General features: G+C 73.6%; 7 protein-coding genes. 1 reads left to right on the top strand and 6 read right to left on the bottom strand.

The window, feature by feature from the left end:
• Nucleotides 1-187 precede the first annotated feature (187 nt).
• Complete coding sequence (locus tag O7618_RS15270; protein ID WP_278110022.1) at nucleotides 188-1,015, top strand: DUF72 domain-containing protein; 828 nt, start codon at nucleotides 188-190, stop codon at nucleotides 1,013-1,015.
• 82 nt (nucleotides 1,016-1,097) lie between these two features.
• Here O7618_RS15270 and O7618_RS15275 read toward each other — a convergent pair whose 3' ends face one another.
• The 6 genes from O7618_RS15275 to O7618_RS15300 all read right to left on the bottom strand — a co-directional run bounded on the left by O7618_RS15275 (nucleotide 1,098) and on the right by O7618_RS15300 (nucleotide 9,953).
• A complete protein-coding gene (locus tag O7618_RS15275) occupies nucleotides 1,098-2,516 on the bottom strand; it encodes an ATP-binding protein (protein WP_278106769.1) in 1,419 nt (472 codons plus the stop codon).
• Nucleotides 2,513-2,884, bottom strand: coding sequence for an NAD(P)/FAD-dependent oxidoreductase (locus O7618_RS15280; protein WP_278106770.1), 372 nt, complete (start codon nucleotides 2,882-2,884; stop codon nucleotides 2,513-2,515). Before O7618_RS15280 ends, O7618_RS15275 begins: the two co-directional genes overlap by 4 nt.
• On the bottom strand, nucleotides 2,845-4,395 hold the full coding sequence (locus tag O7618_RS15285) for a nitrate- and nitrite sensing domain-containing protein (protein ID WP_278106771.1): 1,551 nt from the start codon (nucleotides 4,393-4,395) through the stop codon (nucleotides 2,845-2,847). Before O7618_RS15285 ends, O7618_RS15280 begins: the two co-directional genes overlap by 40 nt.
• 179 nt (nucleotides 4,396-4,574) lie before the next feature.
• Nucleotides 4,575-5,030, bottom strand: a complete 456-nt coding sequence (locus O7618_RS15290; protein ID WP_278106772.1) for a helix-turn-helix transcriptional regulator — start codon at nucleotides 5,028-5,030, stop codon at nucleotides 4,575-4,577.
• Complete coding sequence (locus tag O7618_RS15295; protein WP_278106773.1) at nucleotides 4,937-6,454, bottom strand: cytochrome P450; 1,518 nt, start codon at nucleotides 6,452-6,454, stop codon at nucleotides 4,937-4,939. The genes O7618_RS15290 and O7618_RS15295 overlap by 94 nt, the downstream gene beginning before the upstream one ends.
• A 283-nt stretch (nucleotides 6,455-6,737) precedes the next feature.
• The gene (locus O7618_RS15300) at nucleotides 6,738-9,953 is read right to left on the bottom strand and encodes an Ig-like domain-containing protein (protein WP_278106774.1); all 3,216 of its coding nucleotides are present in this window, start codon (nucleotides 9,951-9,953) and stop codon (nucleotides 6,738-6,740) included.
• Nucleotides 9,954-10,687 lie beyond the last annotated feature (734 nt).

The following is a 10,687-nucleotide window of genomic DNA, read 5'->3' on the forward strand; positions in this document are numbered from 1 at the left end:
CGCTGACCGGTTGCTCGCCGACGGCGGCGGACGCGGCTGACCGCGGACGGAGGGCGCGCCGAGCCTCCTCCCGGCCCGGCCCGATCCGGCTCGTCGACGGAAGGCGGATACGGTGGGCGCGGCGCGGGCGGTCCGGTCCCGACGCGACGAGGGAGGGAGCCGGATGCGCCTGCACGTGGGGTGCGCGATGTGGACCCACCGGTCCTGGCCGGGGCGTTTCCTGCCGCACCCGTTGCCGGCCCACGAACGGTTGCGCGCGTACGCCGGCTGGTGCGACGCGGTGGAGGGCAACACCACGTTCTACGCGACGCCGGCCCGGGAGACCGTGGCGTCCTGGGCGGAGCAGACCGACCCCGACTTCCGCTTCCTGGCGAAGCTGCCGAAGGTAATCACGCACGAGCGCCGGCTCACCGGCGGCGAGGCGGAGCTGCGGGCGTTCCTGCACGCGATGGAACCGCTCGGGCCCCGGGCGGACACCCTCTGGGTGCAGTTGCCCGGCTCGTTCGGCCCGGGTGACGTGCCCGACCTCGACCGGTTCCTCCGCGCCCTGCCCACCGACCACAGGTACGCCGTCGAGGTCCGCCACCCGGCGTTCCTCACCGACGCCGGCGCGGCCCGCACGTTGGCGCGGACCCTCGACCGGGCCGGCGCGGAGTGGGTGCCGTTCGACACCACCGTGTTCTTCCGCACGCCGCCGACCAGCGACGCGGAACGAGAGGCGTGGACGCGCAAGCCGCGCCTGCCGTCGCGTACCGAGGCGCTGACCGACCGGCCGGTGGTGCGCTACCTCGGCCGTGACGACCCGGCCGCCACGGTCGAGGGCTGGCAACCGTGGCTGGACGTGGTCACCGGCTGGCTGCGCGAGGGCCGCTCACCGACCGTGTTCGTGCACACCCCGGACAACGCGGACGCCCCCGACCTGGCCCGACGCTTCCACGACCAGGTCCGTGCCCGCCTGCCCGAGTTGGCGCCGCTGCCCGAGCCGACGCCGGTCGGCCCGGCCACGCTCTTCTGAACCGGCCACGCCGCGTCCGCCGACCTTTGGGTGCGGTTGTCGTCGCCCCAGCGACCACAACCGCACCCAAAGCCCGGCCGGGTCAGGCCGGGGTGAGCGGCAGCAGCACCACGAACCGGGTGTCGCCGGGCTCGGACCGCACCCGGATGTCGCCGTGGTGCTTGTTGACCACGATCCGGTACGAGATGTCCAGCCCGAGGCCGGTGCCCTCGCCCACCGCCTTGGTGGTGAAGAACGGCTCGAAGATGCGCGGCCGCACCTCGGGCGGGATGCCCGGACCGGTGTCGCGGATCTCGACGGTCAGGCGGTCGTCGGTGCGCCCGGTGCGGACCGTCAGCGTGCCGTCGCCGGCCATCGCGGCGAGCGCGTTGTCGATCAGGTTGGTCCAGACCTGGTTGAGTTCGGCCGCGTACGCCGGGACGGCGGGCAGGCTCCGGTCGTACTCCTTCACCACCCGGACGCCGGCCGGGATCTTCGCCTGGAGCATGACCAGCGTGGCGTCGAGCAGGTCGTGCACGTCCACCGTCTGGTAGGGCGCCCGGTCCAGTTGGGAGTACTGCTTCGCGGCGCCGACCAGCCCGGAGACCCGGGTGACCGCGTCGTCGATCTCACCCATCAGCAGCTCGGTGTCGATGGTGTAGGTGATCCAGTGCACCGCCGACTCCAGGTCGTCGCCGCCGACCGCCGCGTCGACCTGGGCGAGCCAGCCGCTGTCGAGGCCGCCGGCCACGAGCGTCGGCGCCAGCTCCCAGGCTCCCCGTACCCCGTGCTCCTCCAGCCAGTCGCCCAGCTCGTCCTCGGCGTCGCTGGCCGCCAGCGGCGAGAGCGCGGTGGCCGCGGCGGCCCGCTTCACCGCTTCCTCCTGCAACGCGACGAGGTCGTGCAGCCGCCGCCCGTCGAGCCGGCCGTCGGCGATCATGGCGAGCTTGTGCCGCATCTTCGCGACCCGCCCACGCAACGCCGAGGTGGCCCGGACGGCGGCCGCCGCCGGGTTGTTCAGCTCGTGGGTGAGCCCGGCCGAGAGCGCGCCCAGCGCCAGCAGCCGTTCCCGCTCGCCGACGATGGTCTGCGTGTTGCGCATCCCGATGAACAGGCCCTCCAGCAGGTGGGTGGCCATCGGGAACCAGCCGCGCATGGCCGCCGCGATGATCTCCGCGGGCAGGGCGAACACCGCGGCGTCGGTGACCGCGCGCAGGCTGTTGCGGTAACGCTGCTCGGCCGGGTCACCGAGGTACGCCTGCATGGCGCCGCCGTAGACGCCACGCTGAGCCGTCCGGCTCACCTCCACCTCGTCGCCCTGGACCCGCTGGTGCATCGCCACCGTGCCGTCGAGCAGCACGAAGAAGCAGCTCGCCGGCTCGCCCTCGACGTAGACCGCCTCGCCGGCGCGACGTCGCTCCACCCGGCCGTGCTCGGCCAGGTGGGCGAGCTGCTCCGGGGTGAGCGACTCGAAGAGGAAGAGCTGCCGCAGCTCGTCCGGGGTGAGCCGGTCGCCGGTCATTGGGCCTCCAGGTATCGGTGCACGAGCGAGACCGCCATCGCGCCCTCCCCCACCGCCGAGGCCACCCGCTTCACCGAGTCGGCCCGCACGTCGCCGGCCGCGAACACGCCCGGTATGCTGGACTCCAGGTGGTAGGGATCGCGGGGCAGGGACCAACCGGCCGGCCGGCGCCCGCCGCGGGTCAGGTCCGGCCCGGTCAGCACGAAACCCCGACGGTCCCGGACGACCGCGCCGTCGAGCCAGTCGGTGTGCGGCTCCGCGCCGATGAACACGAACAGCCACGAGGTGTCGACGTCGCGCGTCTCGCCGGTGCGCATGTCCCGCAGCGTCACCCGCTCCAGGTGCTCCTGCCCGGCGCCGCCGACCACCTCGGTTCGTGGTGCCGGACCCGCCCCACGCCCACCCCGCCGAGCACCAGCAGGCTGGCGTTGATCCGGCCCATCCGGGTGGCGAGATTGTCCAGCGCGTAGAGCTGGTGCAGCCGGTCCGGGTCGGTCTCGTCCCGCTCGACCTTGTCGACCTGGGCCAGCACGGCATCGACCAGGCGCTGCTCGCGCCGACTGAGGTGGATGAAGATCTCCGCGGTGTTGGCCCGCATCACCGCCTGCTCCGCGGCGGTGCGCACGGCGGTCCGGTGCACCGCGCTGAACGCCTGCCCGACCTCGCCGATCTCGTCGTCGCCGGAGACCTCCACGGCGTCGACGGCCTGCCGGCGGGCCAGCTCGTCCGGATCGACCGAGGCGCTGTCCGGCTCCTGCAACCGGGCCACCACCTGGGGCAGCCGTTCGAAGGCGACAGTGTTCGCCGCGTCCCGCAGCCGGCGCAGCCGCCTGGTGATCTGCCGGGCCACCGCCCACGTGACGAGCGCGGTCAGCAGCAGCGCCAGCAGGGCGGCCGCCGCCTCGACGACGGTGCGCCGCCGTTGCTCGGCGTGCGCGGTGCGGATGTCGTCGAGCACCGCGCCGTCGACCCGCAGCCGCAGCTCGGCCAGGCGTACCGACCATTGCTGGGTGGCGGCGAGCCAGGTGCCCAGGTCCAGTTGGAGGCGGTCCCCCGCCGCCGTGCGGGCCACCTGGTCGAGCAGGCGTTGCAGCCGCAGCGCGTTCTCGCCGCTGCCGGCCTGTTCCCACCAGCCCTGCCAGGCCGGCCGGGCGAGCGCCAGAAAGGCGAGCGTCGCCTCGGTGAAGCCGGTGCGGGCGGCGGTGATGTCCTGCTGCAACGCGGGCGTCACCTGGCCGGCGGTGACGGCGCGCAGCACCGCGACCTGTTGCTGGCCGACCGCCTCGGACACCTTGGACAGTGCGGCGGAGGCCCGGATGCCGTCGGCGATCCGCGGCTCGACCACGCCGAGGGTGACGCTCTCGCGCAGGCCGAGCAGGTCGGCGATGACGATGCGGTAGCTGAACGTCATCGCCGACACCGAGGCGCGCTCGGCGGTGCGTACCTGGGCGCGCAGCGGGGCGAGGCCGGCCAGCGCGGCGTCGATCCGGGGCAGGACGGCCCGTTCGGCGGCGGCGCCGGCGGGCACCCGGGCGCGCTGCCGGCGGAACCCGGTCACCGCGGCGTCGGTGGCGGTGGTGGCGTCGGCGAAGGCGTCCTGCTGGGCGGCGGCACCCCGGGTCAACAGGTCGGCGGCCACGATCCGTTCTTGCTGGAGGCGGTGCGCCAGTCCGCCTGCCTCGGCACCGAGCTGAGCGAGCTGGCCGAGGTCGCTGGCGCGGGAGGTCTGCCGGGCGCTCTCGGTCAGCGCCAGCCCGGCGAAGCCCATCACGGCGACGAGCGGGGCGGCCACGATGAGGCGCATCCGCCCGCCGATGCGCCAGCGACGGCGGCGGGTCGGGTAGGGTCGGGCCGCGTGGGAACTCGTGCTCGACGCCACTGCTGACTCCCCGCACTGATCGGCAAAGTTCTATCTGCATTTGCGGATTGCACGTCCCATTGCGCCGGAAGCCATGCGTCGAGGCCAGACCAGGCCGTGGTACAAACAGGCCGTACCAGCATCTGTACCCAGAGTTGGCGGCGCGGGTGACCGCCCCGACCCGCGACCGCCGGGCCCGGTCAGCGCCGGTCGGCCGCCGGCGGCGGGCCGTCGGGCTCGGGCTGCGCGAGCACCTGGCCGATCAGTTCCCGCAGCTCGTCGATCGCCGCCACCACGGCCTGCGGGTCGCGCGGGTCGCGCCGCGCGGCGGGCGCGCCGGCGGGATCCGGCCGGGCCGGCTCGCCGAATCGGGGCCCCCGGCGCCCGTCCGCCGCCAACTGCTCCGCGGCGACCCGCGGCCACAGCTCGCACAGCCGGCCGCCGGTGGCGAGCACCTCGTCGCAGCGCACGGCGAACTCCTGGCTGCCGAACCGCCGCCCGGACTCGACGGCGGCGACCGTCTCCCGGCTGAACCGCACCCGCTCGGCCAGCGCCCGCTGGGTCAGGCCACGCCGGGTCCGCCAGCGGCGCAGCTCGACACGGAACTGGTGGCTGGCGGCGGAGGGGGCGGCGTTCGACGCGGGCGTGCGATCCATGTGCTCACCTTCGCGACGCCGGACCGGCATCGGCAGGAGATCGAGGGTGGGTGACTACCGGGCGTTCGCAGGGGGTCATTCTTAACCCACCGGCGCGCGGGTGTGAAGACGCGACTGCGTAGCGTGTCCGCCCGCCCCGACCGCCCGGCACCCCCGTCGGCACGCGTCACGCCGCCGGTCCGTGGCCGGACGGCACCGCCGCGGCGACGGTGACCGGCAGCGTCCGGTGGGCGCGGAACGCCAGGTTGGGCCGGAAGGCGCGGTGCTGTCCGGGCGCCGGGCGCAGGTCCGGCAGGGCCGCGGCGAGGCGGGTCAGCGCGGTGCCGGCCTCCAGCCGAGCCAGCGCCGCCCCGATGCAGAAGTGTGGGTCCGTGGCCGAACGAGAGATGGTCGTGCGCGTCCGACCGGTCCGGGTCGAAGCGGTCCGGGTGACGGAAGGCCGCCGGGTCGCGGTTGGCGGCGCCGATCAGCAGCAGGCACCGCGCCCCGGCGGGGATGGTGACCCCGCCGAGCGTGACCGGCCGGTTGGTCACCCGCAGCCAGCCGTCGATCGCGGGCGCGAAGCGCAGCGTCTCGGTGAGGAACGCCGGCACCCGCTCCGGGCGTTCGGCGAACGACCGCCACCTCTCCGGTTCGGACAGTGCCCGCTCCAGCGCGTGGGCGAGCAGCCCGGCGGTCGTCTCGTGCCCGGCGACCAGCAGGTTGAACACGATGCTCGACACCTCGGCGACGGTCAGGACCTCGTCGTCGCCGTGCCGGTACGCGAGCAGCTCGGTGACGTAGTCGTCGCCGCCACCGTCGAGCCGGCGCCGGACGAGATGCTGGCAGTAGCGCCAGAACTCCAGCAGCCCGCCGGCCAGCCGCACCTGCTCGGCCGGGTCCGGCCGCCCCCAGATCAGCGCGATCTGCCCGTCCGCCCAGGCCCGGATCCGCGGCACGTCGCGCGCCGGCACCCCGAGGATGTCCAGCAGCACCAGCAACGGCAGCTCGGCGGTGAACTCGGTGACGAGGTCGATCTCGGCGCCGGCCCGGGCGGCCAGCCGCGCCACCAGCTCGTCCACCCGGCGGCGGACGAGCCGGCCGTAGCGCTGCTCGACGCGTTCCGGGGTGTTGGCGAAGGTGACCCGCAACGCCCGGCGGGTCCGCGGATGTGTCGGCGGATCGGCCGCGGCGGTGGTGGGCGGCGCGTCGATCTGCACGACCAGGGCCAGCGCCTCCGGGCAGACGTCGTAGACCGGGGCCAGGGTGAGGGCGTTGCCGAAGGACCGCGCGTCGGCGAGCGCGCGCCGGACGTCGGCGTGTCGAGTGATCAGCCACAGCCCGAGTTCCTCGTCGTGGTGAACCCCGCCGCCGCTCTCCAGCAGCCGGGCCCAGACGCCCGCCGGGTCGGTGAGATACGCTCCCGCGAACGGATTCAACCGCATGACCACCTCCTGCGCTACCGACCACCTTCCTTACCGTGCGCTACCGGGCAAACACGCGCCAAGATTTGTCGGCATCAATCTATTTCGGCCGCTTTCCCGCAACTTGCGCCCTGGTCCTTGCCCTTCTCACCACCGCCGGACGGCGGGTGCGGATACGGGGATGCGCGCCGCGACGGTGCGGCTGACCCGCAGGCCGCCGGGACGCGGCTGGTCCGCCCCTGACGGCCGCGGGCCGGCCCGGCGCCGGAGGAACCGACGCGGACCGGCCCGCGGGCCGACCGGCTCAGCCGGTGACGGTCACCGAAACGGTACGGGGCGGCTGCTGGTACTGCCCGTGGTTGTCCATCCCGCGGATCGTCACCGAGTAGGTGCCGGCCGGGACGGCCGGTGACGTGTACGCGAAGTTCGACCCCGGTGAGCCCGGGCTGGTGAGGAACGTCGCGATCCAGGTGCCGGCCCGGCCGAACGTGCCGGCCGCGTTCATCCCCTGTCCGGCGCTGTTGGTGATCTGCAGCTCCACCCGCTGCATCCCGACGTCGTCCACGGCACGGCCGGAGACCACGATCCGACCGCCCGTGTACGCCTCGCCCTCGGCCGGCGTGATGCCCGGCTCCAGCGTCGGGTCGAGGTCACCGGGGTAGACGAGGTACTTCGCGGTGGCGCCGGCGGTCGACCCGTCCTGCTGGCCGGCGGTGTCCACGGCCCACGCCTCGACGCTGTACGTGCCCTTCGTGGGCAGGTCGATCGCGAGCGTGAACGCCGTGGAGGTGGCGTCCGGGTCGGCGAGCGTCGCGTCGACGGTGGCGAACGCGGCGGCCATCGTGCCGCCCGGCTGCACGTACCGGCCGGTGTCCAGGTCGCGCAGCGCCACCCGGACGGCCCGGACGCCCTTGTCGTCGGTCGCGGTGCCGGCCAGGTCCAGGTGCAGCCGGTCGACGTTCTGGTCGGTGCCGGTGAAGGTGAGCAGACCGTTCGGGAAGGCGTCGCCGGGCACCTGGGCGGTGACGGTGAGCCGGCCCAGGTCGCCGGTGGCGGTGGTCAGGTCGAGCCGGTCGGTGGCGCGTACCCGGAAGTCGTAGACGCCGGGGGTGAGCGGCACTGTGGTGAACGACCAGTCGAACGTCGCGGCGTCCAGGTTGAGCGGCGAGATCCGGTGGTACGCGGCCACCGAGTCGCTCCCCCAGGTGCCGTCCGCCGCCAGCGCCTCGCGGGTGGTGTTGTTGCGCAGGTAGATCTCGACCGACTTCAGGGCGTCCTCGTCGCGGGCCGTGCCGGCGAACGTGACCCGGGTGCCCGGCGCGACCGTCAGCGGCGCGGCGGCGGTCGGCGGGGTCATCGCCACCGGGGCGGTGATGGCCACGGTCGGCGGGACGCCGTTCGCCGAGACGGTCCAGTCCCGGTCGTCGCTGCGCAGATCGCTCTGCCCGGTCGTGTCGACCGCGGTGGCGCTCATCTTCCACTGCCCCTCGGTCGGCAGCGTCACCTCGTACTGCCAGGTGGTGGACGTCGCGCCGATCACGTCCGGCTCGCCCCGGAAGGTGTGGTAGACCGCCGCGACGCTGCCGTCGTCCTGGAGGTAGCGGTTGTCCGGGGTGCGGAACGAGTAGATCATCGCGCTGACGCCGTTGTCGTCGGTGGCGGTGCCGGTGGCCACGAAACTCTTCGTGGCCAGCAGCCCGGCGGCCGGCGCGGTGATCCGGGTCGACGGCGGCAGGTCGTCGAAGCGGAACGCCTCGATCTTCTTGACCGCCTTGGTGGTGTCGCCGGCGCCGTCCCGGCCGAACGTCTTGGCCTGGATCTGGTAGACGCCGGCCGGCAGGGACACCGGCAGGGTCCAGGCGGTGGAGGTGGCGTTCGGCGCGGCGAGCGTGGCGTTGATGCCCTTGAAGTCGCCCCAGGTCTTCAGGTCGGCCTGGAGATAGCGACCGGTGTTGCGGTTCATGACCTCCACCTGCACGCGGGCCACGCCGGCCGGCGCGAGCCCTTGCCCGGCGAGGTCGAACGTCTCGCCGGCCGGCTTCACCGCGCCCTCGATCGGGGTGGTGACCGTGGTGTCCAGCGACGACGGCGCGGGCAGGGTGGACAGGTCGAAGAAGGCCACCCGGCCGGTGTTCTTCCCGCCCTTGACGTTGCCGTCGCCGCCGACGAGCAGGCCGCGCGAGGTGGCCAGCATCGCCTTCTCCCCCTCGTACGAGTCGGAGCCGGGGTTCCACTCCAGCGCGGTGCCGGTGACCGGGTCCAGCGCGCCGAGGTGGTCGCGGCGGACCACCTGGTCGCCGAGGCCGTAGCCGCTGAGCCCCTGGCCGGTGCCGTAGCCGACGTTGTCCAGGCCGGGCCAGGGCACGTTCGAGGTGGGCGACTCCTGCCAGCTGAAGTGACCGCCGACGTAGACGGCGGTGGCGGTGATGGCGACCGAGTAGATGCTGTCGAAGTGTCGGGAGATCCAGAGCGGCTCGACGTGGTCGTTCCCGGTAAGCGGGTAGGCGATCGCGGTGTCGTTGATCGGCGGGCGGTCGCCGCCCGAGCCGCTGGTGACCACGAAGTATGAGTCGTCCGGCGCGATGTCGCCGGCGAAGACGCGCTGGATGCCGCCGACGAAGGAGAGGTTGTCCTCCCACAGCCGGGTCCGCCACGGCAGCAGCGCCTTGCTGGCGGTGCCGATCAGCGCCACCCCGTAGCGGTCCTGCCCGGCGATCTGACGGCCGGTGTGCACCACCAGCAGCTTGCTGCGGTCGTGGGTGAGCTTGAGCTGCTGCACGGTGAGCAGGCCGCCGACCCCGATGCCGCCGGTGAGCGGCAGGTTGAACGCGGTGTCGACCGCGCCGGTGGTCGGGTTGAGCGCGGCCAGGCCGCTGCGGGCGACGCCGTTGACGGTGCTGAACTGACCGCCGACGTAGACCGCGGTGGGGCTCACCGCCAGCGCGGTCCCCCGCGCGCTCGCGTTCGCGGTGAACGCGGCGACCGGCGCGCCGGTGGTCGGGTTGAGCCGGGCGATCTTGCGCTTGGTGACCCCGTTGATCGTGTTGAACGAGCCCGTGATGTAGAGCGACGACCCGTCGGGCGACGCCTCGACGGCGGCCACCGCGCCGTCGATGTTGGGCCGGAAGCCGGTGTCCACCTTCCCGGTGTCCAGGTTGTACGCCGCGAGCGAACGCTGCGCGACGGCGGTGCCACCGACGTTCGTGATCGACGTGAAGGTGCCGGCGACGAAGACGCGGTTGCCGATCACCTCGATGTCGGTGATCCCGCCGTCGGTGATCCGTGGCGTGTCGGTGCGGGGCGTGGCGGGCACCAGCCGGGTGTCCCCCGGCGTGGCCAGCGCCCTGGTGGCGACCGTCCGCGCCGCGCCGAGCGCGGCGCTGCTTCCGGTGGCCCGTACGCCGGTGCGTCCGGTGGCGCCGGCATCCGCGACGGTGACGGTCGCGGCGAGCGCCGGCACCCCCGCGACGACGACCGCGCCGGCGGCGAGCACCGCGACCGCGCGACTCCAAACTCGCATCGAGACAACTCTCCCTGATCCGCCCGGACGGCCCCCTCGGGTGGCTCCCGACTCCTCCCGTCCGCGTGCCGGACGTCACCGTAGGAGGCAAGGACTTCTCGCGATACGTCGCCGCACGGGTTATCGACCGCTCGTCATCAATTTCGGCCACACGGCGGTCCCGGTCCGCCGATCGGGTGGCCCTCCTGACCGTTCATTCGCCCACCACGCCCGGATGCTGGCCGGTGGCGGCGGACGAAAGGGACATCGGCGGGCCGGAGACGCCGACCGCGGCGCGCCGAGTGGGCTTAGGAGACGTTCAGGTGACCGGTCGGGCGGAGAATGTCGACAGAAACCGGGAAACGGGGACCGGGGCGCGGCGGAGCGGATTTCCGACGCGGGGCCGACCCACCGGCGCAATTGTCGAATCAATGACGGGTCGGCATGGTCCACCCCGGACGACGGGTGCCCGCTCTCGGCCCGGTGGGCCCGCGTCAGGATTGATCGTGACGCTAATCGATCGAAGATCGCCCTGTCAACGAAACCCCTTCTGAGCACTGCGAACAGGCAGGGAAGGCGGACGCCCCGGACCGGCGGCAACACTGCGCGCACCCGTCATATCCCGCCACAGTGGGTCGACGACCGATACGAGCGACATCACCCCGGCGGTTGCCGGAACTGCGGCGCGGCACGCCGCAATCGCATTTCTTACCGGCACCCGGGAATTGGCCGAACGTGTTGCCTCAGGCACCGAA

The sequence above is a fragment of the Micromonospora sp. WMMD980 genome, from assembly GCF_029626035.1.
GTDB lineage: Bacteria > Actinomycetota > Actinomycetes > Mycobacteriales > Micromonosporaceae > Micromonospora.

What these genes read in the sequence shown, in the direction of transcription:
- O7618_RS15270 (WP_278110022.1), top strand. Translation starts at nt 188, where the DNA reads ATGTGGACCCACCGGTCCTGGCCGGGGCGTTTCCTGCCGCACCCGTTG.
- O7618_RS15275 (WP_278106769.1), bottom strand. Translation starts at nt 2,516, where the DNA reads ATGACCGGCGACCGGCTCACCCCGGACGAGCTGCGGCAGCTCTTCCTC.
- O7618_RS15290 (WP_278106772.1), bottom strand. Translation starts at nt 5,030, where the DNA reads ATGGATCGCACGCCCGCGTCGAACGCCGCCCCCTCCGCCGCCAGCCAC.
- O7618_RS15295 (WP_278106773.1), bottom strand. Translation starts at nt 6,454, where the DNA reads ATGCGGTTGAATCCGTTCGCGGGAGCGTATCTCACCGACCCGGCGGGC.
- O7618_RS15300 (WP_278106774.1), bottom strand. Translation starts at nt 9,953, where the DNA reads ATGCGAGTTTGGAGTCGCGCGGTCGCGGTGCTCGCCGCCGGCGCGGTC.